General features: G+C 66.9%; 27 protein-coding genes. 12 read left to right on the top strand and 15 right to left on the bottom strand.

What is annotated here, in order from left to right; genetic code table 11:
* Together AB0F51_RS04715 and AB0F51_RS04720 are read right to left on the bottom strand one after the other, a co-directional pair.
* Positions 1–1,143, bottom strand: a complete 1,143-nt coding sequence (locus AB0F51_RS04715; protein ID WP_360273993.1) for an enolase C-terminal domain-like protein — start codon at positions 1,141–1,143, stop codon at positions 1–3.
* Positions 1,140–2,114, bottom strand: a complete 975-nt coding sequence (locus AB0F51_RS04720) for a hydroxyacid dehydrogenase (protein WP_360273996.1) — start codon at positions 2,112–2,114, stop codon at positions 1,140–1,142. Before AB0F51_RS04720 ends, AB0F51_RS04715 begins: the two co-directional genes overlap by 4 nt.
* A 131-nt stretch (positions 2,115–2,245) precedes the next feature.
* On the opposite strand from AB0F51_RS04720, the gene AB0F51_RS04725 reads away from it, so the two are divergent.
* Genes AB0F51_RS04725 through AB0F51_RS04740 form a run of 4 tightly spaced genes read left to right on the top strand, consistent with a single transcriptional unit; the run spans position 2,246 to position 5,361 of the window.
* Entirely contained in the window at positions 2,246–3,136 is an 891-nt protein-coding gene (locus AB0F51_RS04725; protein ID WP_360273999.1) for a LysR substrate-binding domain-containing protein, read from the top strand.
* A gap of 34 nt (positions 3,137–3,170) precedes the next feature.
* Positions 3,171–4,121: an SDR family NAD(P)-dependent oxidoreductase gene (locus AB0F51_RS04730; protein WP_360274002.1), complete on the top strand. Its 951-nt coding sequence runs from the start codon at positions 3,171–3,173 to the stop codon at positions 4,119–4,121.
* Between the two features lie 24 nt (positions 4,122–4,145).
* Positions 4,146–4,895, top strand: a complete 750-nt coding sequence (locus tag AB0F51_RS04735) for a putative protein N(5)-glutamine methyltransferase (RefSeq protein WP_360274580.1) — start codon at positions 4,146–4,148, stop codon at positions 4,893–4,895.
* 4 nt (positions 4,896–4,899) lie between these two features.
* The gene (locus AB0F51_RS04740) at positions 4,900–5,361 is read left to right on the top strand and encodes a GNAT family N-acetyltransferase (RefSeq protein WP_360274005.1); all 462 of its coding nucleotides are present in this window, start codon (positions 4,900–4,902) and stop codon (positions 5,359–5,361) included.
* 4 nt (positions 5,362–5,365) lie between these two features.
* Here the strand turns inward: AB0F51_RS04740 and AB0F51_RS04745 are convergent, their stop codons facing one another.
* The gene (locus AB0F51_RS04745) at positions 5,366–7,366 is read right to left on the bottom strand and encodes a translation factor GTPase family protein (RefSeq protein WP_360274008.1); all 2,001 of its coding nucleotides are present in this window, start codon (positions 7,364–7,366) and stop codon (positions 5,366–5,368) included.
* Between the two features lie 167 nt (positions 7,367–7,533).
* Between AB0F51_RS04745 and AB0F51_RS04750 the strand changes: the two genes are divergently transcribed.
* Positions 7,534–8,139: a phosphotransferase gene (locus AB0F51_RS04750; RefSeq protein WP_360274010.1), complete on the top strand. Its 606-nt coding sequence runs from the start codon at positions 7,534–7,536 to the stop codon at positions 8,137–8,139.
* An 18-nt stretch (positions 8,140–8,157) separates the two neighbouring features.
* Here AB0F51_RS04750 and AB0F51_RS04755 read toward each other — a convergent pair whose 3' ends face one another.
* The 3 genes from AB0F51_RS04755 to AB0F51_RS04765 are packed head-to-tail and all read right to left on the bottom strand — an operon-like array spanning position 8,158 to position 9,846.
* Entirely contained in the window at positions 8,158–8,796 is a 639-nt protein-coding gene (locus AB0F51_RS04755) for a maleylpyruvate isomerase N-terminal domain-containing protein (RefSeq protein ID WP_360274013.1), read from the bottom strand.
* 55 nt (positions 8,797–8,851) lie between these two features.
* Entirely contained in the window at positions 8,852–9,472 is a 621-nt protein-coding gene (locus AB0F51_RS04760) for a site-specific integrase (RefSeq protein WP_360274582.1), read from the bottom strand.
* Positions 9,355–9,846, bottom strand: coding sequence for a hypothetical protein (locus AB0F51_RS04765; protein ID WP_360274605.1), 492 nt, complete (start codon positions 9,844–9,846; stop codon positions 9,355–9,357). Before AB0F51_RS04765 ends, AB0F51_RS04760 begins: the two co-directional genes overlap by 118 nt.
* Positions 9,847–10,025: 179 nt before the next feature.
* Between AB0F51_RS04765 and AB0F51_RS04770 the strand changes: the two genes are divergently transcribed.
* Positions 10,026–10,463, top strand: a complete 438-nt coding sequence (locus AB0F51_RS04770; protein WP_360274016.1) for a GNAT family N-acetyltransferase — start codon at positions 10,026–10,028, stop codon at positions 10,461–10,463.
* Positions 10,464–10,706: 243 nt separating this feature from the next.
* Positions 10,707–11,066, top strand: a complete 360-nt coding sequence (locus AB0F51_RS04775) for a hypothetical protein (protein ID WP_360274018.1) — start codon at positions 10,707–10,709, stop codon at positions 11,064–11,066.
* A 55-nt stretch (positions 11,067–11,121) separates the two neighbouring features.
* On the opposite strand, the gene AB0F51_RS04780 is transcribed toward AB0F51_RS04775, so the two are convergent.
* A complete protein-coding gene (locus AB0F51_RS04780) occupies positions 11,122–11,289 on the bottom strand; it encodes an AraC family transcriptional regulator (protein ID WP_360274584.1) in 168 nt (55 codons plus the stop codon).
* 54 nt (positions 11,290–11,343) lie between these two features.
* On the opposite strand from AB0F51_RS04780, the gene AB0F51_RS04785 reads away from it, so the two are divergent.
* A complete protein-coding gene (locus AB0F51_RS04785) occupies positions 11,344–11,904 on the top strand; it encodes a GNAT family protein (protein WP_360274587.1) in 561 nt (186 codons plus the stop codon).
* A 79-nt stretch (positions 11,905–11,983) separates the two neighbouring features.
* A complete protein-coding gene (locus AB0F51_RS04790) occupies positions 11,984–12,787 on the top strand; it encodes an alpha/beta hydrolase (RefSeq protein ID WP_360274021.1) in 804 nt (267 codons plus the stop codon).
* On the opposite strand, the gene AB0F51_RS04795 is transcribed toward AB0F51_RS04790, so the two are convergent.
* Genes AB0F51_RS04795 through AB0F51_RS04805 form a run of 3 tightly spaced genes read right to left on the bottom strand, consistent with a single transcriptional unit; the run spans position 12,779 to position 14,650 of the window.
* Complete coding sequence (locus tag AB0F51_RS04795; protein WP_360274024.1) at positions 12,779–13,579, bottom strand: phosphotransferase; 801 nt, start codon at positions 13,577–13,579, stop codon at positions 12,779–12,781. The two genes, AB0F51_RS04790 and AB0F51_RS04795, sit on opposite strands and share 9 nt — an antisense overlap.
* Before the next feature lie 26 nt (positions 13,580–13,605).
* On the bottom strand, positions 13,606–14,103 hold the full coding sequence (locus tag AB0F51_RS04800) for a GNAT family N-acetyltransferase (RefSeq protein ID WP_360274027.1): 498 nt from the start codon (positions 14,101–14,103) through the stop codon (positions 13,606–13,608).
* Positions 14,081–14,650: an isochorismatase family protein gene (locus tag AB0F51_RS04805; protein WP_360274030.1), complete on the bottom strand. Its 570-nt coding sequence runs from the start codon at positions 14,648–14,650 to the stop codon at positions 14,081–14,083. The genes AB0F51_RS04800 and AB0F51_RS04805 overlap by 23 nt, the downstream gene beginning before the upstream one ends.
* Before the next feature lie 112 nt (positions 14,651–14,762).
* Between AB0F51_RS04805 and AB0F51_RS04810 the strand changes: the two genes are divergently transcribed.
* On the top strand, positions 14,763–15,713 hold the full coding sequence (locus tag AB0F51_RS04810; protein WP_360274033.1) for a WYL domain-containing protein: 951 nt from the start codon (positions 14,763–14,765) through the stop codon (positions 15,711–15,713).
* On the opposite strand, the gene AB0F51_RS04815 is transcribed toward AB0F51_RS04810, so the two are convergent.
* Complete coding sequence (locus AB0F51_RS04815; protein WP_360274036.1) at positions 15,695–16,147, bottom strand: GNAT family N-acetyltransferase; 453 nt, start codon at positions 16,145–16,147, stop codon at positions 15,695–15,697. The two genes, AB0F51_RS04810 and AB0F51_RS04815, sit on opposite strands and share 19 nt — an antisense overlap.
* 177 nt (positions 16,148–16,324) lie before the next feature.
* Between AB0F51_RS04815 and AB0F51_RS04820 the strand changes: the two genes are divergently transcribed.
* The gene (locus AB0F51_RS04820) at positions 16,325–17,308 is read left to right on the top strand and encodes a toxin-antitoxin system, toxin component (RefSeq protein WP_360274039.1); all 984 of its coding nucleotides are present in this window, start codon (positions 16,325–16,327) and stop codon (positions 17,306–17,308) included.
* A 42-nt stretch (positions 17,309–17,350) separates the two neighbouring features.
* Here the strand turns inward: AB0F51_RS04820 and AB0F51_RS04825 are convergent, their stop codons facing one another.
* Entirely contained in the window at positions 17,351–17,776 is a 426-nt protein-coding gene (locus AB0F51_RS04825; protein ID WP_360274041.1) for a nucleoside deaminase, read from the bottom strand.
* Positions 17,773–18,627 carry an LLM class flavin-dependent oxidoreductase gene (locus AB0F51_RS04830; RefSeq protein ID WP_360274044.1) on the bottom strand — a complete coding sequence of 285 codons (855 nt, stop codon included), beginning with the start codon at positions 18,625–18,627 and terminating at the stop codon, positions 17,773–17,775. Before AB0F51_RS04830 ends, AB0F51_RS04825 begins: the two co-directional genes overlap by 4 nt.
* A 93-nt stretch (positions 18,628–18,720) precedes the next feature.
* Here AB0F51_RS04830 and AB0F51_RS04835 point away from each other — a divergent pair, with 93 nt between their 5' ends.
* On the top strand, positions 18,721–19,182 hold the full coding sequence (locus AB0F51_RS04835; protein WP_360274047.1) for an Lrp/AsnC family transcriptional regulator: 462 nt from the start codon (positions 18,721–18,723) through the stop codon (positions 19,180–19,182).
* 47 nt (positions 19,183–19,229) lie between these two features.
* Here AB0F51_RS04835 and AB0F51_RS04840 read toward each other — a convergent pair whose 3' ends face one another.
* Both AB0F51_RS04840 and AB0F51_RS04845 read right to left on the bottom strand, forming a co-directional pair.
* Positions 19,230–21,026, bottom strand: coding sequence for a family 43 glycosylhydrolase (locus AB0F51_RS04840; protein ID WP_360274049.1), 1,797 nt, complete (start codon positions 21,024–21,026; stop codon positions 19,230–19,232).
* Between the two features lie 14 nt (positions 21,027–21,040).
* Complete coding sequence (locus AB0F51_RS04845; protein ID WP_360274052.1) at positions 21,041–22,399, bottom strand: right-handed parallel beta-helix repeat-containing protein; 1,359 nt, start codon at positions 22,397–22,399, stop codon at positions 21,041–21,043.
* Positions 22,400–22,536 lie beyond the last annotated feature (137 nt).

A 22,536-nucleotide genomic window follows, 5' to 3' on the forward strand; every position in this document is an offset into this window, starting at 1 on the left:
TCAGCTGAAGAGCAGATCGATCGACTCGGCGCGGATGCGGTCCTCGTCGACCCGGACGCCCAGACCGGGCGCGGTCGGGACGGTTGCAACGGCTTTGGTGATGGTGAGCCCTTCGACGTACAGGTCCGAGAGCAGTTCCGGGCCGTTCAGCTCGGCGGGCAGCGCCAGGTCCAGCTGGCTGAACAGGTGCAGCGCGGCCGCGAAGCCGATCCCGCAGTCCGTCAGGCCGCTGGCGAGGATCTCGACGCCGCCGGCGAGGGCGACCTGAGCGGTCTTGAGCGCGTTGCGCAGCCCTCCGGACTTGCAGATCTTCACCACCACCAGGTCGGTGGCGTCGAGCCGGATCGCCCGGGCCAGGTCCTGCGCGGTGAAGCTGCCCTCGTCAATTGCGACCGGCAGGTCGATCAGCTCCCGGACCCGCCGCATCGCCAGCAGGTCGGTACTGGGCACTGGTTGCTCGATGCAACGAATCGAGCGGACGTGACGAGTCCGGTCGAGCAACTGCCTGAGCGCGCTCGGCCGGTACGACTGGTTGGCGTCCAGCCACAACGGCTTCGCCCCGGCCACTTCCGCGACCGTCTCGATCGCAGCCGTGTCGGCATCCAGGTCACCACTGACCTTCACCTTGTACGCCGCATAGTCCGACGACTCCTGCGCGTGCTCGCGAACCGCCTCCCGCGGGCCGACCCCGATCGCGGAGCACAGCGCTATCTCGTCGTACACCTTCCCGCCCAGCAACGCATGCACCGGTACGCCGGCCAGCTTGCCGGCCGCGTCGTGCATCGCCAGGTCCACCGCCGCGCGGGCGAACGGGAAACCGTTCGAGACCGACGGGCTCAGCCGCTTGGTCACCCGCTGGTGGAACAGTTCGTTGTCGAAGGGCGTCAGCTCCAGCAGGATCGGTTCGAGCTGCCGCTTGATCACCACCGCGATCGTCTCGGCCGTCTCGTAGTTCCAACTGGGGAGCGCCCGCTGCTCGCCCCAGCCGACGACGCCGTCCTCGGTCGTCAGCTTCACGAAGACGACAGCGGCCGCCTGGTCCGGCGCTTGGCCGGGGGAGCCGACCGCCCCGCTACCGAGTATGAATCGCCGTGCAAACGGCACCGCGACCGGAAAGACCTCTACCGACCTGATCCTGCTCATGCCGCGATCGCCCAGACCGCGGGATCGACGAAACTCGGTCCGCGGACTCCGTCGTCGAGCCAGCGCAGTACGTCGGCGATCACGTAGCCCGCCAGCGCGAGATGGCCTTCGACAGTGTCGCCGGCGATGTGTGGGGTCAGCAACAGGTTCGGCGCGGCCAGGACGTCGGGGCCGAAGGTCGGCGGCTCGGGGTCGAAGACATCGAGGGCAGCGAAGAGGCGCCCGTCGAGACAGTGCTCCAGCAGCGCCGCCTGATCGATCGCCGGCCCGCGCGACGAGTTGACGACGATCGCGTGGTCGGGAAGCTGCTCGATCAGCTTCCGCGTCACCAGGCCGCGCGTCTCCGGGACGTCGGGCACATGAATGGAGACGAACCGGCACTGCAACGCCTCGTCCAGCCTGGCCGTCCGTACGCCGAGTTGCTCCGCGCGCTCGGCTGTCAGGTACGGGTCGTAGACGAGGATGTCGCAGCCGAAGGGCTTGAGGAGGGTGATCAGCGCTCTGGCAGTCGAGCTTGCGCCGAGGATGCCGACCTTCTGGCCGGCCAGCTCACCGCCGCGCACGTGCGGCTGCTTCCATCCCCCTGCTCGCAGAGCTTGGTCGAAGTGGGGAAGTCGCCGCGCGAGGGTCAGCATCGAGGCGAGGCAGTACTCGCCCACGGACCAGGCGATGCGCGTTCCGGCAGAGAAGACGGCGACGCCTTGGTCGAGGATGGCTGGGTCGATGAGCTTCTTCACTGAGCCGGCCGCGTGGGCGACGACCTTGGGTCCGTTGCCGTCAGCCCACAGCGCCTTGTCGAGGTGCGGCGTACCCCAGCTGGTGAGGACCACATCGCTGCCGACGACCACTTCCGGGCTCAGGTCCGGTCCGGCCCAGCTGACGTCGAACCTGGCGGCGAGTAGCTCGCGAGTCTCCGGACTGCAGACGTCATCGGCTCGGTCGGGCGTCATCATCACGGCAAGCTTCGGCAAGCTGACTCCTTCGGGTCGGTAGCTCCAACTCGGAAGCTCCCGGTCGGATGGTCCCGGCCTCGACGGTAAAGGCTTTCCGTTATGCTCGTCCAAGCCCATTTCCGCATCGGCCGATACCGTGGAGGCATCAGGTGGACCTCTCGCTGCAGCAGCTGCGCGGCTTCGTCGCGGTCGCCGAAGAGCAGCACTTCGGTCGCGCGGCCCAGCGGCTGAACCTGACCCAGCCACCGCTGACGCGACAGATCCAGGGCCTGGAGCGCTCCCTGGGCGTCTCGTTGTTCGAGCGCACAGGCAGGGGAGCGCGGCTCACACCTGCCGGCGACGTCTTCCTCGAGCACTGCCGACGAGTCCTCGCGCTGCTCGAGGTCGCACCCGAGGCGGCCAGACGGGCAGCCGATGGGCATACGGGAACCCTGCGCATCGCGTTCACGGCCATCGGCGCGTACGCAGTGCTGGCTGATTTTCTGGCGTTGGTGAACAGGCGGACTCCGGCGGTGACGGCGGAACTCACCGAACTGGTGAGCCCTGACCAGTTCGAGGCACTGGCGAATCTGGAGATCGATCTCGGGCTGGTTCGTCCGCCGATTCCTGCGCAGTTCGACTCGGTACTCGTGCATTCGGAGGACCTGGTGCTCGCCGTACCGGCCGACCACAAACTGGCCGAGGGGGAGGGGACGGTGTCGCTGGGCGAGGTGACTGCCGACTACATCGGGTACAGCCCCGAAGGATCGCAGTACCTGCACGACATCTGCGCCGCGATGATCGGCATGAACCGGTACGCCGTCAGCCAGCTCGCCTCGCAGGTGCCGACGATGCTCGCGCTGGTCCGCGCCGGCCTCGGCTGCGCCCTGATCCCGCGGTCGATCACAGCGATGGGGGTGGAGGGCGTGCGGTACCGCGAACTGGCCGCGGCCGATGCGCATTCGGTGACTCTGCATGCGGCTTGGAGCCCGGACAGTCCCAACCCCGCGCTGCAACGCCTCGCCGAGTCGCTGAAAGCCAACCCGCGCCTCGACGCTTGACCTAGAGTCGGCTCTAGTTCGTACTGTCGTCGGCATGAGCACTGCACAGCACAAGATCGGTTCGGGCTTCGGCCATGACAGCACGGCGGACGAGGTCCTGAACGGGATCGACCTGACCGGCAAACTCGCCCTCGTCACCGGCGGCTACTCGGGGCTCGGGTTGGAGACCACCCGAGCACTGGCGAAGGCCGGCGCGCACGTCGTCGTACCGGCGCGACGTCCCGAGGCCGCTCAGGAAGCGCTCGCCGGCATCGACGGCGTCGAGGTCAGTGAGCTCGACCTGGCCGACCTGGCCAGTGTCCGGTCGTTTGCCGACGGCTTCCTCGCCTCGGGCCGGACGATCGACCTGCAGATCAACAACGCGGGCATCATGGCCTGCCCGGAGACCCGCGTCGGGCCTGGCTGGGAAGCACAGTTCGCGACCAACCACCTCGGGCACTTCGCGCTGACCAACCACCTCTGGCCGGCCCTCGCCGACGGCGGTGCCCGGGTCGTGTCGGTGTCCTCGTCCGGACATCGGGGATCTGACATCCGGTGGGACGACCCGCAGTTCGAGCAGGGCTACGACAAGTGGGCGGCGTACGGGCAGGCGAAGACCGCGAACATCCTGTTCGCCGTCCAGCTCGATGCTTTGGGCAACGATTCCGGCGTACGGGCTTTCGCCTTGCATCCGGGCGGGATCCTGACCCCGTTGCAGCGGCACCTGCCGCGCGAGGAGATGGTTGCCTTCGGCTGGATCGATGAGCAGGGCAACCCACTGAACCCGGCCTTCAAGTCCCCGGAGCAGGGCGCCGCCACTCAGGTGTGGGCGGCGACGTCGCCACAGCTGGACGGTCTGGGTGGCCTGTTCTGCGAGGACTGCGAGATCACCGAACTCTCCACCGACGACGCCCCCGGAGTACGTCCGTACGCCGTCGACCCGGCCTCGGCCGAGCGGCTGTGGACACTGTCGGCCGACCTCACCGGAGTCAACGCCTTCCGGTAATCTGACCGCATCACTACCTCCTCTATCGTCAGCACCCTCCGCGCCGCCGGCTGCGTCTTCGCCGAGGACGAAGCGGACCTGCTGATCTCCGCGGCCCACGACGACGCCGAGCTCGCCCGCATGGTCGAGCAACGCGTCGCCGGGCTGCCGATCGAGCACGTGGTCGGCTTCGCGGAGTTCCGGGGACTGCGGATCCTGCTCGACGAAGGGGTTTTCGTACCGCGGCGACGTACCGAACATTTGGTCGCCGAAGCCGTCACGCTCAGCCGCCCTGGTGCGGTGGTCGTCGACCTGTGCTGCGGCTCGGGTGCACTGGGTGTTGCCATCGCGGTTGCCCAGAGCATCGACCTGTACGCCGCCGACATCGAACCGGCCGCGGTCCGCTGTGCCAGACGCAACGTCGAGCCGATCGGCGGTCAGGTCTTCGAAGGCGACCTGTACTCCGCGCTGCCCGCGTCTCTGCGTGGCCGTGTCGACCTGCTGATCTCGAACGTGCCCTACGTACCGACCGACGAAGTCCGGCTACTCCCAGCAGAAGCCAGACTGCACGAACCTCTGGTGACCCTCGACGGCGGCAACGATGGTCTCGAAGTACTGCGACGCGTCAGCGCCGAGGCGGCCCAGTGGCTCGCACCCGGTGGCAGCGTGTTCGCCGAGACCAGCGAGGAGCAAGCACCCATCGCGGCCGCGATCTTCTCGCAGGACGGGTTGACGCCGCGCGTCAGCACCTCCGACGAGCTCTATGCAACCGTCGTCATCGGCACGAAGGAGTAGCACTGTGGAGATCCGGCCCGCCACAACGGACGACCTCGACGGCCTGGTCGCGTCCAGCTCCGCCCTCTTCGCCGAGGACGCCGCAACCCGCGACCCCCTCCGCAACACGAACTGGCCGGCCGCTCACGGCGCTCAGTGGTGCCGCGAACTGCTGGCCGATCCGCAGGCTTTGGTGCTCGTCGCCGTCGTGGACGGAACTGTCGCCGGTCACCTGGTCGGGATCTTCGCCGAACCCTCGGCGATGTGGACCGCAGCCAAGGCCGAGTTGGTGAGTATGTATGTCCGTCAGGACGTCCGCGGTCAGGGCGTCGGCGGACGGCTGGTGGACACGTTCACCGGCTGGGCCAAGGAACGCGGTGCGTCGCGACTGGACGTCACGGCGTACGCGACGAACGAACCCGCGCTGCGGCTTTACCGCAGTCGCGGGTTCGCACCTCAGTCGATCACGCTCGCCACCGACGTGTGAGCTTTCAGACTCGGCGGAGTACGTGGAGCAGGTAGTCGCGGCGGTTGAGGGGGTCGTTGTCCGTGCGCGGCCGGGTGGGGATCGGGCCCGTGACCGGCTGGTAGCGCTCGAACGCCGACTCCAGGACACCTTCGCCCCGCGAGAGCCCAGGCAGTTGCTGCTCCAACTGGTAGACAGCGGCTGCTGGGATTTCCCCTTCCAGGACTGAGGTTTCGGCGCCTAGCGCGGGCACCTGCGGGATCGCGCGAAGGCGAGTGAGCGCCGCGAGTACGCCGCGGACCGTGTCGGTCGGGATCTCGAGGCGGAACCGGTGCATCGGCTCGTACACCGTCGTACCGGCTTCCTGCAGCGCCGTCATCAACACCAGCGGCGTCAGGTTGCGGAAGTCACCGGCCGTGCTCGACATGCTCTTGTCGAACACGGCGTGCGCGTGACTCTGCCGCGCGGAGTACCCCGAGTGCGTCATCACCACCGACGCGTCCGGGATCTCCCAGCCGTACACGCCCTGCCGCAGCGTCTCGCGGACCGTCTCCTCGACCGCCTTGATGAACGCGTACGGCATCGAACCGAGCTCGACCTCCAGCCGGAAGCTGACCCCGGAGTTCACCGGTGCCGGCTCCACCCGCAGACCGACCGTCGCGAGGAACGGGTTCGGGTCCACCTTGTTGAACTCGACCGCAGCACCGATGCCGTCCAGCCGCTCGATGCAGATCGTGGTCGTCTCCCGGAACGTCACGTCGAGGCCGAACTCGTTGGCCAGCGTGGTCTGGATGACTTCCTTCTGCACCTCGCCGTACAGGGACACGTAGGTCTCCTGCCGGACGTCGTCCTGGCGCAGGTTGATCAGCGGGTCCTGCTCGGCGAGCTGGGAGAGCGCGACCTGCAAGTTGCCCTGGTCTGAAGGTTTCGCGGGTGCGATCACGGTCTCCAGGGTCGGGGGAGCGAAGTGACCGCTCTGGACTGCTTTGGAATTGTCACCGATCGCGTCGCCGATCTGGATGTCGCCGAGCCCCCACAGCTTGCCGATCTGACCGGCCGTCACTTCGGGCTTGGTCAGTACCGAACCGCCGTCGAAGACACTGATCGCGGTCACCTTCGCTTCCTTGCCCTCGTCGACCCGGTTGCTGTGGAACCGCAGCCGGTCGCGGGTCCGGATCGCGCCGGAGAACATTCGAACGAAGGCGATCTTCTCGCCGGCCCGGCCGCGCTCGACCTTGAAGACGGAACCCGATACGGGTGCCTCGACTTCGCCTTCGGCGGCCGGCAACAGTTCCCGGATCCCGGCGATGAGCGCCTCCGTGCCGGCGCCGGTGATGGCCGAACCGAAGTACACCGGGTGCACGATTGCCCGCCGCGTCTGCTCGGCCAGCCGGGCGCGCAGCGCGTCGTACGAGAGCATTTCCTCGTTGTCCACGTACGTCGCCAGCAGCTGGTCGTCGTGCTCGGCAAGCAACTCGATCATCGCGCCTTTGAACCCGGCGTCGTCCCGCCCGTACGGCGTGAACGTGGCGCCGCGACTGCCGAGATCGGTGGCCGCGCCCATCGCGATGACGTCGGCCGATAGCCGGTCCGCGATGCTCTTCAGCACCTCAGCCGCCTGCGCACCGCGCCGATCGATCTTGTTCACGAAGATCAGCGTCGGAATCCGCAGTCTTTGCAGGGTCCGCATCAGCACCCGCGTCTGCGCCTGGACACCCTCGACCGCCGAGATGACGAGCACCGCGCCGTCGAGCACGCTGAGCGCCCGCTCCACCTCGGCGATGAAGTCCGGGTGACCGGGAGTGTCGATCAGGTTGACCGTGACGTCGTCGATCGCGAACGAGACCACCGCGGACTTGATCGTGATGCCGCGCTGGCGTTCCAGCGCGAGCGAGTCGGTCTGGGTGTTGCCGTGATCGACGCTGCCGACTTCGTCGATCACTCCGGCGGCGTAGAGGAGCCGCTCGGTCAGGCTGGTCTTACCGGCGTCGACATGGGCCAGAATCCCGAGGTTCAGTAATTTCACGCAGCAACATGTCCTTTGAGGAGGAGAAACGACCTGTCTGGTGGGACATGAAGCGAGGTCGCATGACTGCTCTCCTTCAAACTCTCGGCTGCGGACGAAGTACGCCCACGAGTAGACCAGAGACCACATTCCGGCAGCAATCGGTTTTCCCCGGCTACGGTGGCCGGATGCTCGACGCCACTCACCTCCGCGCCCTCGGGCCGATCACCACCGTCGAACCGGTCCAGGGTTTCGTCGGCAACCAGAATTTCCGCCTGCGCACGGATGCGGGGGAGACCTTCTACTACAAGTCGGGCGCCGCCTCGGCGCTCTCGGCGGAGGTGTGGGCCTGCCGCCGCGCGCGGGAGGTCGGCGTACCGGCACCCGAGATCGTGTCCAGCGGCGACAGCCACCTGATCCAACGAGCGCTGACCGGCTCGCCTTCATCCGAACCGGAGGTCCTGGAACAGGCGGGCGCTCAATTGCGGCGACTCCATGAGGTAACCGGCGACGGCTACGGCTTCCTCCACGAAGGCCTACGAAACAACTGGCTGGACGTCCTGAACGAGCCATTCGACCTAGGCCGCTTCTCAAGAGACGGCGCCACCACCACAGACGCCTTACTCCGCGGCTACGGCCTCAACCGCACCCCAGCAACCGAGTGGACACTGACCTTCTACCGAACCATCTGGTCCGTAATGGCCCTCCACTGGGAACACGCAGCAGGCGGCGACTGGTTCACCCCCCACCTCGCCACCATCACAACAGAACTACCCGTCCTCGAGCTCAGTTGATGAGCGCGGCCGGTGGTTTTAGAAGGCGGCGATGCTCTGGGGAGCGCGTTCTGCTCGGGTCAGGGTGCGTAGTACGGCGGTGGGGCCGTGGCGGCGTACGGAGAGTTGGGTGAGGAGGTCGACTACTGCGGTTACGGCGGTTGGCGGGAGGGTGGGAGTGGGGAGTGCGACGCTGACGGCTAGGTCGTCGGAATGGACGGCTAGCTCCATCAGTCTGGTCAGGAGCATGTCGTCGAGTGTCAGGGACCACGGGCCCCACAGGGAGATCCGGACCGGGCGGTCCCCGATCGCCGGTAGCTCCGCTCGCAACTGCTCGAGCGCAGCATCCAGGCGATCAGCCAGTACTCCGGGGCCGTCGGCCGCGATGTCCTCGCCGCCTGACCTGATGCGGATACTGATGTCGTCCTGCAGATCGGCGTCGATCCACTCCACCCGGTCGTAGTGGTCCAGCACCGAAATCGTCGGCTCCTCCGGGATCGGTGCGGCGACGATCTCCGGGATCGCCAGGACCTGAAAGGCGAGATGCCCGGCCAGACCGGCCACGCCGAACTCCGGCAGCGCGCTCGGTTTCGACCATGCCTCCGCCACCGCCGGCTCACGAAGAAGCTGGGCGGACGATGCCCCGACAGCGAGAAAGTCTTCCCTGATCCCAGTCACACCTCACCTTCTCACCCAGACGGGCGACGTTGCGACGGCTTCCGGAGGGTCATCATCAGTCCACCGGGAGTTGCTCGTCGGCCGGTGGACCGATGAGTTGGTCGAGGGAGCGGTAGGTCCGGTTGCTCGCGGCCGCGGCTCGTTGCTCCCGGCCGGTGGCTTCGATGTAGTTCTGGCTGGTGGCCAGGCTGGCGTGCCCCAGCAACCTCATGATCTCCGTGGCGGTCGCGCCGTCCTCGGCGAGCCTGGTGGCGAAGGTGTGCCGCAGCGCGTGCAGGTTCGCACCGACCGGGACGCGGTCATGCAGGCCGGCCCAGCGGTAGCAGGACTTCACCAGATACTCGAGGCCGCCACGGCCGATCGGCTCGCCGTTCCGGTCCAGCAGCAGTTTGGTGGATCGCCCGAAACGCTTGCGAGGAAAGCGTTGTGCGCAGGACTCGAGATACGCCTCGATGATTCTCGCCATGATCGGCTCGACCGGGATCGAGCGGTCACGACTGCCTTTGCCATGGATGTGCAGGCGCATCTCACCGGGCCGACCGGCCAGCGAGTCCGCGGTCAGTGTGCGCATCTCGGCCGAGCGGAGCCCGGCGACCAGGCCGAGAGCGATGACCAGGACGTCACGCTCGGGCCATGGATCCCGGGCTCGCCGCGCACCGTCGGCGACCGAGCGCAGCAGTACTTCGGGAGTGTCCTCACCGCGCAACGGCTTGGGGGACAGGGGGGGGTCTTGGGTCGGGCCACTGCTCCCATCGGGTTGCCCGGCAGGAGGTTGTCTGACACACAGAAGGTGAGGAACTGGTTCCAGGTGGACCACGCGCGCAGTACCGAGCTCTTGGCGTGGTTGTCGGCGAACGCACCGAACGCGGTGCGGAGAGCGTGGGCGGTGAGCTCGTCGACCTCGAGGTCTTCGGCGTCGCGGTCGAGGGTGGCGCAGAGCAGGGTGGTGATGCCGGCCAGGTCGCGGCGGTAGGCGTCGGTCGTGTGGGGGGAGTCCTTGCGGGGACGCCGGGCAGCGAAGAACGCCGACTGAGCTGCGAGAACCTTCATGGGGGAGTTCTACCGGCCGGCACCGACAGTTCGCGGAGGGTGGCTGACTCCCCCGTTGTCTTTAGTTGCTGAACGCAACAATCGGTCTGCGTAAGTGCTGCATAATGTCGATTATGCATGACAGAATGGGGTAGTATCGGCCGGTCAGGGGATGGGTTTGGTGAGAGGATTCAATTCCGGTGATTCGTGAACGGCTGGAGCAGGATCTGGATTTGCTGTGCGCCATCCTGGAGACCATGGACAGCCCAGCGGAATCCCTTGCAGGCAAGGATCCCAGAGAATGGCTCCTGGAGAACGACACGGAGCTGGCCTGGGTGTTCGACATGGCGCCAGTGAGCGTCGCGCCGACCAAGAACGTCGTCGGGCACCTGGAAATCTACAAACCCGCCGATAATACCCTGGCCATCGGAAAGCATTTCGTCCGGCCTGATACCTACGAAAACAATATCGGCAGATTCCTGCTCCGGGAATCAGTCAAATACATCCAGGCGCACGGCCAGGTGCCGACGCTCGACCTCCGGCAGACCAGCTTCCCACGCACGTTCTACCAGAAGGCCGGCTTCACCGAAGCACCGTCCAACGACCCGGACAACACCCTGATGCACTACCTGAAGTAGCCCCTTCCGGCCCATCCCGCAGATGTCCGATAACTGACATTATGTCAACTAGCGCCTATGGCGCGGAGCTTCTCCTCCGAGAGCTGGACCACACCGCGACCATCGATCCCCTTCTCCGCCGCTTCGGTGGAACCACCGCTCTCGGCCGCCTCCGGTCTGTCACTTCGATCACCGCCGCAACCATTTCCGCCACTCGTCCCGGCGCTGTATCAAAGAGTCCCCAGCAGATGTGGAGATGTCAGCATGCGCATCAAGTTCAAGCACGCGGCGGTCGGCCTGGCCGCGCTCGTTCTATCGACCGGCGCTACGGCAACAGCGGCTCCAGCTACGCCCAGCGGTGGGCAGACGATATTGGCCAGCGTGACGTTCTTTGAGCACTGGTATCACGGTGGGCGGTCCGACGTGTTCACCGGCAACGCCGGCGAATGCAAGAACCTTCCAGCCGACTGGCAGCGGACGGTGTCCTCGCTCACCACGTACTACCGGGTGCGGCTCTACACAGCCGCCAACTGCTGGGGTACGGAGGCCAGTTACCCGACCACCACGAGTTATGTCGGCGACGCCATGAACGACAAGGCGGTCTCCTACCGGATCGGCGGTTGACCCGAGCTTCTCGCCAAGCACAGCGAGCAGATACTCCTGAGCCGCAGGGCAGCACTCATCGCTGTCGAAGAGCTCTGGTTTCCCCCAGGCTCTTCTGGAGACTTTGGGCACGGTGTTCTCGCGGGCTGGTCCCCCGTTGTCGTTTGAAGGCTGTGCTCAGGGCGAAGCCGCTGCCGTAGCCGACTTCGCGGGCTACTGATTCCAGCGTGCTGTTCGGATCCAGCCTCGGCTGGAAACCCGTTGCGGGTGGAGGGTGTCAGGTGCTTGGTTGGGCGGCATGTTGTTGCCTACTCCTACGCTGGAGACTGCTCGCCTTCGGTTGCGGCCGTTTGATGATGCGGATGCGGATGATCTGTTCGCGCTGCAGAGTGATGCGCAGGTGTTACGCTACTGGGACTCGCCGCCGTGGACTGATCCCCAGCGCTCGGAAAAGTTCCTCGCGGGGTGCCGGCAGATGGCGGAGGAAGGTACTGGCGCGCGGGTGGCCGTGGAGCTTCTGTCGGATGGGTCGTTCATCGGCTGGTGCACCTTCAACCAGTGGAACCCGGACTTCCGCAGCGCCTCGCTGGGCTACTGCTTCACCAAGGCATCATGGGGCCACGGCTACGCGACCGAGGCCGCCGGCGCTCTGCTCGAGTGGGCATTCGAGGCACTCCCCCTGAACCGCGTCCAGGCCGAAGCCGACACCCGCAACCTCGGCTCCGCCCGCGTCCTTGAAAAGCTCGGCTTCGTCCGCGAAGGAACCCTCCGAGAAGACTGCATCGTCAAAGGAGACATCTCCGACTCCTGGGTCTACGGCCTCCTCAAACGAGAGTGGCAAGCACCCTCCGCGCCATAGAACCTCTCCCCTGCCACCCAAGCCACGGATGCTGCTGGTCAACACCTCGCAGCATCCCCTGCGGCGTATATTCGGCGGTATGGGGGCCGTCGTGGTTAAGAGGGCTGTTCTGGCGGGTGGGCTTGGGGTTCCGTATGGCGAGGTGGGCGGAGCTGAGGGGACGCCGGTCGTGTTCGTTCATGCGTACGTCGAGTCGTGGCGGTACTTCGAAGTGGTGCTGGCTCAGTTGCCGGATTCGATTCACGGTTTTGCGCCTACGCAGCGGGGGCATGGCGATGCGGATCGGCCGGAAGACGGGTACTCCCTCGGTGATTTTGCGGCGGACATCGTGGAATTCATGGACGCCGTCGGAATCCCCAAAGCCGCGCTGGTGGGGACGTCGAGCGGTGGGCTTGTTTCGCAAGTTGTCGCTGGCACCTATCCCGATCGTGTTTCGCAGCTGGTCCTCATCTCCAGTCCTGCTTCTCTTGCTGACAAGGCGGTTGTGGATGGCATGTGGGCGGAGATCTCTGCGATGCAAGACCCGCTGGACCGCGGGTTCGTAGCGGATTTCGTCCGCAGTACCTCGCCCGGCGCGATGTCCGACGACTTCGTTGAGAGGCTTGTCGAGGAGAGTCTCAAAGCGCCTGCCCGGGTCTGGAAGCAGACCCTGCGTGGTCTGCTGGACTACGACGCGCGAGCCGACCGCGACCGGATCACCGCACCGACCCTGCTCATCTGCGGAGACGAGGACTTGTTCGTCAGAGGCGACCAGCAGTTGTTGCTGGAGGCAATCTCTACAGCTCGGTTGAAGCTCTACCCGGGAGTTGGCCACGGCGTCCACCTGGTCCAGCCCGGCCACGTGGTCTCCGACATCGTCGAGTTCCTTGCCGAGTCAGGGTGAGTCGAGGGCTTCGGTGAGCATGCGGAGGCCTTGTTGTTCGAAGTCTTTGGCGCGAACGCGGTGGGCCCAGCAGGCTGTGCCGATGGCGTCGCGGATGCGGTGGCGGTGCCAGGTTGCGGGGTCGCGTGGGTCGGTGCCGTAGCCGTCGAGGAAGGCTGTTTCTAGGGCCGGGTTGGCGCGGAACTGCTGGACGGCGAGTCGGCCGAAGTCCGTGTACGCCGGGCGCAGAGCGGCGCGGCCGAAGTCGATCACGCTAACCGTTCCTCTGTGGATCAGCCAGTTGCGCGGTTGCCAGTCGCCATGCGTCGGGACCAGGACCGAAGGTGAGGTCGGCCAGGACTTGATGGTCGTGCGCAGGTGGTCGGCGATCACCGGCGGGATCTGATGAGGCTGGTCGAGCCAGTAGAGCGCCTTCTGGTTCTCGGCAGGCTCGAAGTCGTCGTCGATCGCGAGTTGACCGTGGAGCTGAGCCAGCAGGACGCCGGCTTGGCGATAAATATCGGGCTCCTGCTCGTGCCTCGTGCCCACAACCAACTCCCCCGGCAAGTAACGCGTGACGATCAGCTTGGCTGCCTCGTCACCGTGCACGAGTTCCGGTGCCCGGCTGAGCGTCGTCCACGGTTTCACCCAGGCGTGGTGCGCCTCCAGTTCCCGGGCAATGTGGCCGTCGCCATCGTCTCCCGCCTTGACGACGTACCGGTTGCCGTCGTGCAGTAGCTCCAGCACGGTCGTGCCGACAAGCCCCCAGCTGTGGTCCTTCACCACCTCCGCGCCCGGCAACCACTCGGACAAGAGCTCACGTTGATGTTCAGCAAGACTCATCGAGCGGGACGACCCATCACCTGAACACCCGGACGCAGTACGCCGAGCTTGCGCCAACCACTCGACAAGTACAGCCGTACTGCGGGGTCAGCCGGGTCGTCGGTCGTGCTGAGTAGACACCGGGCGGTGACGGGCTCGAGCAGCTTGTCGTGGAGCGCCCGGCCGACTCCCTGGCCGCGGTAACCAGGCAGCACCGCCAGCTCGACCACCTCGAAGTGCCCGCCGACCCACTCGTCGGTGATGGCCTCAGGCAACGAGTTGCAGACCAGGTCGCTCCAGTACTGGCCGCGCTCACCCGTATATCCCCAGCCGAAACCCACCAGCGTCGAGTCGTCGACGGCGGTGACCAGGCGGAAGCCGTCTCTTGCCGCATGCCGGTCGTAGAGATCGGTGCGCCAGAGGTCGTAGCTCTCGAAGTCGCCGAAGACCGTCTCGTAGACCGGCCAGATCTGGGGTGCGAGGTGGTCGACGTCAGTTGGGTTCTGAATCTCCACCGAGGGATACCTCTGCTGTGGTTGCCGTGCCGGCCTTTCGACCGGGCGCTGTGTGGTAGGTCCAGTAAAGGTTGGTGTGCGCAATGACCTTGTCGGGAGGTGGAGCACCCCACTCGGACTGGTCCTCAGTGGTGTGGGCGTCGCTGACGAGCAGGGCGTCGTACCCGCGAACCAGCGCACCGTGCAGGGTCGAGCGGATGCACTCGTCGGTCTGCGCGCCGGTGACGACCAGCCGGCCGATCTTGCGGTCGGCGAGAACGGTCTCGAGGTCGGTCTCCTCGAACGAGTCGGCGTAGCGCTTGTGCACCACCGGCTCCGACTCCCCCACCTTCAGTTCGGGCACGAACTGCCAGCCGTCACTGTCGATCGGCAGGTTCTCGCTCGAGTGCTGCACCCAGACCACTGGTACGTCCTCGGCTCGCGCGCGGTCGACGAGCGTGGCGATGTTGGCCACCACCGCGTCGCGCTCGTGCGCCTCTGCCACGACACTGTTCTGTACGTCGATCACGACCAGCGCAGAGTTCGGCCGGTCCCCCAATGTCGTCATGTCCGTCTCCTTCGCCCCGCACGATCAACTATGGGCCCATGCTAGGAACCACTACCGACAGTTTGCGCCAAAGTGGGCACCCGGTGAGCACTTTGTTTGCGAAGATGGGGACATGCGGGCTGACCGGTTGGTGGCGACTCTGTTGCTCATGCAGGCGCGGGGGCGGGTGACCGCGGCCGAGCTGGCCCAGGAGCTGGAGATCTCGGTGGCCACCGCGCGACGCGATCTCGAGGCACTGTCGACGGCCGGGATCCCGGTCTATCCACAGCCCGGACGCAATGGCGGCTGGTCGCTGCTGGGCGGTGCGCGGACGGATCTCAGCGGGCTCAACGCGACCGAGGCACAGGCGCTGTTCCTGCTCGTCGGGCCGGCCGCGTCTGTCGCGCCCGAGGCCAAAGCCGCACTCAGGAAGCTGGTCCGCGCCCTGCCGGACACGTTCCGCGCGGACGCTGAGGCAGCGGCCGAGGCGGTCGTGATCGACCCGGCGCGATGGGGTGAACACATCAAGGAGCGACCCGAGATGGTACGCCACCTCCAGGATGCCGTGGTCCGCCGGGTGAAGGTCAGACTCCGGTACGCCGGACGCGGGCGGATCGAGTCCGAGCGGCTCATCGATCCCCTCGGGCTGATCGACAAGGACGACATCTGGTACCTGATCGCTGGCACCGAGAAGGGTCAGCGGACCTTCCGGGTGGAGCGGATCAAGGAGGCCGAGCTCACCGACGTACCGGCTGAGCGGCCCGCTGACTTCGATCTGTCGGAGGCGTGGAACCGGGTGGTGGAGGAGATGGAGCAGCAGCGTTCGCTGATGGCGGCGACGCTGCTGATCGAGGAACGCCTCGTCTGGGTGATGAAGGACCGGCACGGGCGGCACGTCGAGGTGGTGGGTCCGGTCGCCGACGGCCGGATCAAGCTCCGCCTCACCGCCCCCACTCCCCTGATGATCGCCCAGCACCTGGCCGGCTGGGGAGGCACGATCGAAGTCATCGATCCGCCGTCCGTGCAAGCGGAGCTGGCCCGGCTCGGTACTGAGCTGGTGACTCGCTACAGCGGAACCGTGTAGAGGATGAAGCCGCGGTTCTCGGCGACCTTGTCGTAAAGCCGGCGCGCCGTCGCGTTCGACTCCTGAGTGGCCCAGTAGACGCGTCCGCACTTCTGTTCGCGGGCCCAGTCGGTGACGGCTTCGATCAGTGCGCGGCCGACGCCACGGCCACGGGACTGCGGAGCGGTGAAAAGGTCTTGCAGGTAACAGACATCCGGCGAGGTGGTGCTCGCGTGGGTGAGGAAGTGCGCGATCCCGACCACTTCGCCGTCGATCCTGGCGGCGAGGGCGTTCATCCGGGTGCCAGCGGTGAACTCCGCCCACGAGCTGTCGAAGAACTCGTCCGGCATGGTGCGTCCGTAGAACTCGTTGTACCCGGCAAAGAGCTGTTGCCAGGTACTACGGTCTGCCGGTTCAAGCTCGCCGATGGTCACGATGCCGGGGTGGTCGGTCACTTGGGCTTCCTCTGAGGTTCGGTGACGGATGGGGACCGCTCGATGACCGGTGGTGGGCGTCCGGTCCGGTCGGCGGGCGGTTTGGTCACCGTTTCATACCAGCGGGCCGCGCCGACCCGGGGCGCTGAGTAGGGTGCGGTGTTCGGTTTTGTCCCAAATCGAGTAACAGGATTCTTCGTGACCACTACCCCTCCCCAGCCGCCGCAGCAGAACCCGTTCCCGCCCGAGGGTGGCGGCTACGCTCCCCCGCCCGGCCCGCCGCAGTACCAGCCGCCGGTCCAGCCGGGCCAACCGCAGTACGGCCAGCCGCAGGCGCCGTACCAGCAGGGTCAGCCCTACCAGCCGGGCCAGCCGCCGCAGCAGGGGCAGCCGTTCCCGGGTCAGCCGCAGCAGGGTGAGCCGTTCCCGGGTCAGCCTTTCCAGGGGCAGCCGCAGCAGTTCCCGCAGTACGGGCCGGGTGACCAGCAGGGCGCGCAGTACCAGCAGCCTCAGCCCCAGCAGCCGCAGTACGGGCAGCAGCCGGGGCAGTTCCCGCAGGGGCAGCAGTTCGGTCAGGGGCTGCAGTGCCGGTTCTGTGGTGGAGTGCCGGCCCTCGACGCCACTGTGCGCGGCCACCAGGGCTTCCTGATCGTCATGCGCTTCCTGAAGTTGCAGGGCCCGTTCTGCAAGACCTGTGGTGTCGCGGCGACGCGTGACATGACCGGCAAGAGCATGGTGCAGGGCTGGTGGGGTCTCGGCTCGATGATCATCAACCCGATCACGATGCTGGTGAACCTCGCCACCTTCTCGAAGTTCTCGAAGCTGCCCGAGCCGGCGCCGGGTGCGCCCGGCCGGCCGATGGACCCGGGCAAGCCGCTGTTCAAGCGCCCGGTGGTGCTCGGCCTGCTGATCCCGATCGCGGTGATCGCGCTGATCGTGGTCAGCAACCTCAACAAGGCGTCGTCGGCCGACGTCGGCTCGTGCGTGTACAACAAGGGCACCGCGGCGAAGCCGAACGTGAAGGTCGTCGACTGCACGTCCAGCAATGCGAAGTACAAGGTGGTCGGCAAGATCCCGGGCATCGCCGACAGCGACGCGTGCGCAAGGTACGAGGAGTCGACGGTGTCCTACACCGACGAGCGCGGCTCCTCGAAGTACACGCTCTGCCTGGCACCGAACTGACCTGTACTGCGCTCCGCCCGCCTCCCGGGCGGAGCGCAGGCGTCAGACGTAGTACCCGTCGAGCGGCACCACTGCCTCGTCGTACAGTGCCGGGCCTTCCATCGGCACCGGCGGGAAGCCGCCGCCGGGTTTCAACGCGTTGATCTGGTCGCCGGACAGCGCGTAGACCACCCGGCCGAGTCCCGACCGCTCGATGGCGCCGGTGCACATGCCGCACGGCTGGCAGCTGGTGTACATCGTCGTACCGGCGGCCGTCTCGGCGTCCAGCTCGCGAGCCGCCCACTTGGCCAGCTTGAGCTCGGGATGGGCGCTGATGTCGCTGTCGGTGATGCTCGTGTTGTGGTCTTCGGCGATCACCGTGCCGTCCGGGCCGACGAGCAGCGAGCCGAACGGCGGGTTGCCGGACTCTCGGGCCGTCGCGGCCAACGCGATCGCGCGGCGCAGGAAGTCCTCTGCTTCGGGGGTCACGAGTGCTCCGTTTCTCGGTGGTTCCAGGACGCCGCGACGGTCGCGAGATCCTTCCAGGCGTACTCCGGCCGTTCGGTCTCGGCCGGGTCGCCGCCGAACGGGTCCAGTACTACGGACGTGGCGCCGAGCGACCGCAGTGCGTCGAGGTCACCCAGCACCTGGTCGAGCGATCCTTCGCCCGCGACCCGCTCCTCGTCGGGCAAGGTCTGCGCGGTGATCCGCAACACGATGCGCGGCGCGAACGCGGGACGAGGCCGGTCTTCCTCGGCGGCGAGCTCGGCCAGCCGGTCAAGTTTGGTGCGCATCCAGTCGACGCGCTGGCGCAACGGGTGCCACGCGTCGCCGAGCCGTACCGCGCGGCGCAGCCCGGCGTCGCTTCCGCCGCCGACCCAGATCGGGATGTCGCCGCTGCGGTAGTCGGCGTCGTTCTCCCACGCCTTCCGGACGTCGCGGATCAGCGCGTTGGTGAGCTGCCCTCGCCGAGCGAAGTCTGCGCCGAGCGCCTCGAACTCCTGCCGCGCCCAGCCGACTCCGAGCCCGAGCACGAACCGTCCGCCGCTGAGCTGGTTGAGGTTGGCCGCCATCCGGGCCACCAGCAACGGATGCCGGTACGGCGCGATGAGCACCGTCGTCCCGAGCCCGATCCGGGTGACCCCGGCCAGCCAGCTCAGCAGGGTGAAGGGTTCGTAGAAGGGCGCCGGGTACTGCGTGGCGACATCGGGGGTGATCGCGACATGGTCCGACACCAGCAACCGGTCGTACCCCAGCCCTTCGACGGTTCGCGCCCAGTCGCGCAGCCGCCCCGGATCTGTACCAGGCCCGAAATTGGGCACATTCACACCAAGTTCCACGCCCTCAGGCTATCCAGCCGAAAGGGTCGTCCTGAAGGGATTTCTCGGCGAAAAGGGCGGCCGGAACCGTGGATTTCCCGGTAGATTGGCCGGATGACCGAGAGCTTGGATCAGACCGACTGGGCCATCCTGGTGGAGCTTCAGCGCGACGGCCGCGTCCCGCTGACCGAGCTCGGCCGCCGGGTGAATCTCAGTGCGTCGGCGGCGACGGAGCGGTTGAAGCGGCTGGAGTCCACCGGGGTGATCCGTGGGTACCGCGCCGACGTCGACCTGACCAGGGTCGGGTTCGCGGTCCTGGCCGTCGTACGGCTGAAGTATCCGGGGAACAAGCACGAGCCGCTGAAGAAGCTGTTGCGGGAGCGCGGCGAGATCCTCGAGTGTCTGCGGACCACCGGTGACGACTGCTACACGCTCAAGGTGGCGGCCGGGTCGATGGAGCATCTGGAGCAGTTGGTCAACGAACTGACCGAGTTCGGCACCACCACGACGAACCTCGTCTACAGCCAGACCCAGCCGTACCGCGGTCCGCAGGCACCACCGCCGGAAAGGCCCTGAACCCGCACCCAAGCTTCAGGGCGGTCCAGGGCCTTCCGAGTCGTGCGCTAGGAGGTCTTGACGAGCGAGAGCTGGTCGACGATGACGCCGCCCGAACCCGACGCCCGCACGGTGACCGTGGCAGCCCCGCTGGGTAGCGCGATGCCGGTGAGCTGGCGCTTGGCCCAGCCGCTCGACGACGGGATGCCGAGGGTGCGTTGGCTGCCGTCCGTGCCCCTGATCACCACCTGTCCGGCGCTGCCCCGAGCGTGCAGGGCCAGGGTGTAGGTGCCCGCGGGCACCGACTCCCTGCGCTGCTCGACGCCGCCGCTGTTGCTGATCTGGAGGGCGAACCGAGATCCGTTCACACCGCCGTTGACGTTGGTCACCGAACCACCGAGGTTCCGCCATCCCCGGACGCTGGAGACGATGATGCGGTCGGCCTGGATGTCCGGGTTGAGGATGTAGTTGTTCGCCGGCCCGACCCGCCACTCACCAGTGGTGGCGTTGAACTCCCACTGGCTGACCGAGTGGAACTGCGGCCGGGCGCCGGTCTTGGTGATCGGCACCCACTGGTTGTACCCGATCCCGTTCCAGGCGAAGTCGGCCCAGCGGTCGCCGGCGTAGATCACGGTGTTCTGCTTGGTGCCCTTGACGGTCACGAAGAACCCGGTCTGGGTCACGTGGCTGTAGTCCATCTCGGTGCCAGGCAGCACGTACTCGCTGCTGTAGGCACCCTGGACGTTGGTGCTGGTCGACTCGTTGATGTAGTTGACCGAGGTGTTCCAGCCGTGCAGGTCGGACGCCGCGTGGTAGTACTTGCCGTCGAGCTTGAACATGGCGTTGCCCTCGCGACCGGCGCCGCGGCGGATCTCCACGCCTGGCTCGATCCGCAGCGAGTCGGACTCCCGGAACTTGGCCACGAAGCCGCGCGAACGTCCTTCCCGGTTGGAGAAGATCAGGTAGTCCTTGCCGTTGTCGTCGGTGAAGACGGTCTGGTCGCCGGTGCCGGTGGTGGGCGAGTTGGTGATCTGGGTCTGGAAGTAGCCGTAGTCGAAGGAGTCGGTCGGCGAGTCGCCCTGCAGCAGCAGGACGCCGTGGCCACCCCGGCCGGTGTGCCACATCTGGACAGCCAGGACGTACTTGCCGGTGTTCTCGTTGTACGTGACCCCGAGCCGCCCGACCCAGCCCGCGCCACCCAGGGTGGCGCCACTGCCGACCCCGGTACTGCGGGTCGCGACCCGGTTCTCGAACTTCCAGTTCACCAGGTCCTTCGACGAGTACACGGGGATCGACACGAAGCTGACGTTCCCGTCGTACTTCCTGGTCGGGTTGGCCCGGTAGAGCTCGGCGCCGGTGTAGTGCACGCCGTACCAGTAGTAGGTGTCGCCGAACTTGAAGACGCCACCGCCTTGGGAGTAGATGGGGTTGCCGCTGGTGTCGTTCCAGAAAGTGTTGTTCGTGATGGTCTGGAAGGTGCCCTCGTCGGCGGCCTGCAGCCCGGCGGCGGTGCTCATCAGACCGGTCTTGGCTGCGGCGACGTCGCGCGCGGGAGCCGACTCGTTGGCGGCGACCGCGGCGGCAGTGGTCAACGCTTTGGCGAAGGGAGTCCACGAGGCACGGGTGTACTTGGCCGGAGCACGTGTCTTGTAGTCGGCGACCAGGTCCTTGAGGCCGCGAGCCACCATCGGGCCATCGGCAGCGGCCGTGTCCTGGTAGGCCTGGTCGTGCACCGCCGCGACAGGCTCGGCTCTCGTGGCAGTATCCGCCGTGGCGATGTGATGGGGTGCCGCCACCGACACGAACAGCAGCGCTGCGACGAGCAAGCCACCTCGCTTCACGGTCTTGCGTGATCTGCGCGCCATGATTTCTCCTTCGCTCATTGGATGGGTTTGTCGGCGGCGCCGTACTCGAAAGCGCCGAGATCCGGTGCCGGCCCGGTGTACGGCAGGCCGACCTGGGTGCCCTTGTCGATCAGGGCGCTGTTCGCCGCGAGGCGGAGGTGGGGCAGGACGGGCAGACTGCCGTCGGCCGGGCGGGGCACATCCCAGCCGGAGGTCGACACGCTCTGGAACTGGGAGTCCGACAGCGGGACGTTGAGGTTCCAGGAGTTATGCGTGGCACTCGTGCCGGACAGGTAGGAGGTCGCCGTACCGGAGTACGCGAGGTTGTTGCGCAGGTTGCCCCGGCCGACGGCGTTACCGCGCGAGTCGATGCCGCGCAGGTTGAAGTTGGGGTTGTTCCCGTAGCCGGTGTTGTTGAAGAAGTCGTTGGCCACCGGGTGGTGGTTGGCGTAGAAGCCGGCCGCCTTGTTGAGGAATGCCACCGAGAACCGCACGGTGTGCTTCGGCGCGTTCGCCTCCCACTCGGCGCCGTAGCCGCCCGCCTTGAAGCCGGCTCCGTTGCCGGAGGGCGTCGTCGTCCCGGGCACGTATCCGTTGCGCCAGGCCCACGATTTCTCGATGATCACCGGCGAGTAGGTGGAGATGAGGTCGTAGCCGTCGTCGGCGTTCCACCAGGCTCGGCAGCCGCGGAACACGTTCGCGGCCCGGCCGGCCGGTGTGTAGTGCGCACCGAAACCGTCGGCGTTCTCACCGGGTCCGTCAGAGCTGCGCAGGTCGTAGTTGTGGTGCGAGTCCGAGTTGAGGACGAGATTGCCGGCGCCACCGTTGATGAACAGGCCGGTCCCCATGTGGTGATGGGTGTCGAGCTGCTCGAAGGTGTTGTTGCTGCCGGAGATCCACAGTCCCCAGGACTCGGCGTTCCGGGTGTTGTTCTGCGGTACGCCGGTGACCTCAAGTCCCTTGAGGTGGAGCCAGCTGCCGGTGACGCTGAAGCCCTTGATCCGGCAGTTGTCCGTCATCCGCGAGAAGTCGAAGACGGGCTTCTCGCCGGGCTGGGCCCAGTACCGGATCGGGTTGCCCGAGGTGCCGCTCTTGTTGAGGGTGATCGCGTCGACTCTGGCGGTCTGGCTTGAGCAGGCGCTGTTGGCGCGGGTGTAGGTGTACCGGCCGCCGCGGAAGTAGACGGTGTCCCCCGCTCTGGCGGCGGACTGCGCCCGGGCGATCGACGCCCACGGAGCGGCCTGCGTCCCCGCCGCGCTGTCGTTGCCGTTGGGGGCGACGTAGTACACGTTGCCGGCCGGCGTGGCTTCCGCCTCTAGTGCGGATGCCGGTGTCAGGACGGACAGGAGGATGGCAGCGGCTGCGGCCACAGGAATCTTGACGTGTTGCTTCATTGACTGCTCCTCGTGCGGGATCGGGGCGGTGATCACCGGCCGGCGCCAGGGCAGGAGAGACCTGCGGCGACGGCTGAAGGGCGAGCGAAAGACGTGGGGGCGGTGGGGGCGGTGGGGGCGTTAAAACGTTTACTACC

The sequence above is a fragment of the Kribbella sp. NPDC023855 genome (genome assembly GCF_040639475.1).
Classification (GTDB): Bacteria; Actinomycetota; Actinomycetes; order Propionibacteriales; family Kribbellaceae; genus Kribbella.

Coding starts and splice junctions, on each gene's coding strand:
- AB0F51_RS04715 (WP_360273993.1), bottom strand. CDS start 1,143: ATGAGCAGGATCAGGTCGGTAGAGGTCTTTCCGGTCGCGGTGCCGTTT.
- AB0F51_RS04730 (WP_360274002.1), top strand. CDS start 3,171: ATGAGCACTGCACAGCACAAGATCGGTTCGGGCTTCGGCCATGACAGC.
- AB0F51_RS04750 (WP_360274010.1), top strand. CDS start 7,534: ATGCTCGACGCCACTCACCTCCGCGCCCTCGGGCCGATCACCACCGTC.
- AB0F51_RS04765 (WP_360274605.1), bottom strand. CDS start 9,846: ATGAAGGTTCTCGCAGCTCAGTCGGCGTTCTTCGCTGCCCGGCGTCCC.
- AB0F51_RS04775 (WP_360274018.1), top strand. CDS start 10,707: ATGCGCATCAAGTTCAAGCACGCGGCGGTCGGCCTGGCCGCGCTCGTT.
- AB0F51_RS04785 (WP_360274587.1), top strand. CDS start 11,344: ATGTTGTTGCCTACTCCTACGCTGGAGACTGCTCGCCTTCGGTTGCGG.
- AB0F51_RS04790 (WP_360274021.1), top strand. CDS start 11,984: ATGGGGGCCGTCGTGGTTAAGAGGGCTGTTCTGGCGGGTGGGCTTGGG.
- AB0F51_RS04805 (WP_360274030.1), bottom strand. CDS start 14,650: ATGACGACATTGGGGGACCGGCCGAACTCTGCGCTGGTCGTGATCGAC.
- AB0F51_RS04810 (WP_360274033.1), top strand. CDS start 14,763: ATGCGGGCTGACCGGTTGGTGGCGACTCTGTTGCTCATGCAGGCGCGG.
- AB0F51_RS04835 (WP_360274047.1), top strand. CDS start 18,721: ATGACCGAGAGCTTGGATCAGACCGACTGGGCCATCCTGGTGGAGCTT.
- AB0F51_RS04840 (WP_360274049.1), bottom strand. CDS start 21,026: ATGGCGCGCAGATCACGCAAGACCGTGAAGCGAGGTGGCTTGCTCGTC.
- AB0F51_RS04845 (WP_360274052.1), bottom strand. CDS start 22,399: ATGAAGCAACACGTCAAGATTCCTGTGGCCGCAGCCGCTGCCATCCTC.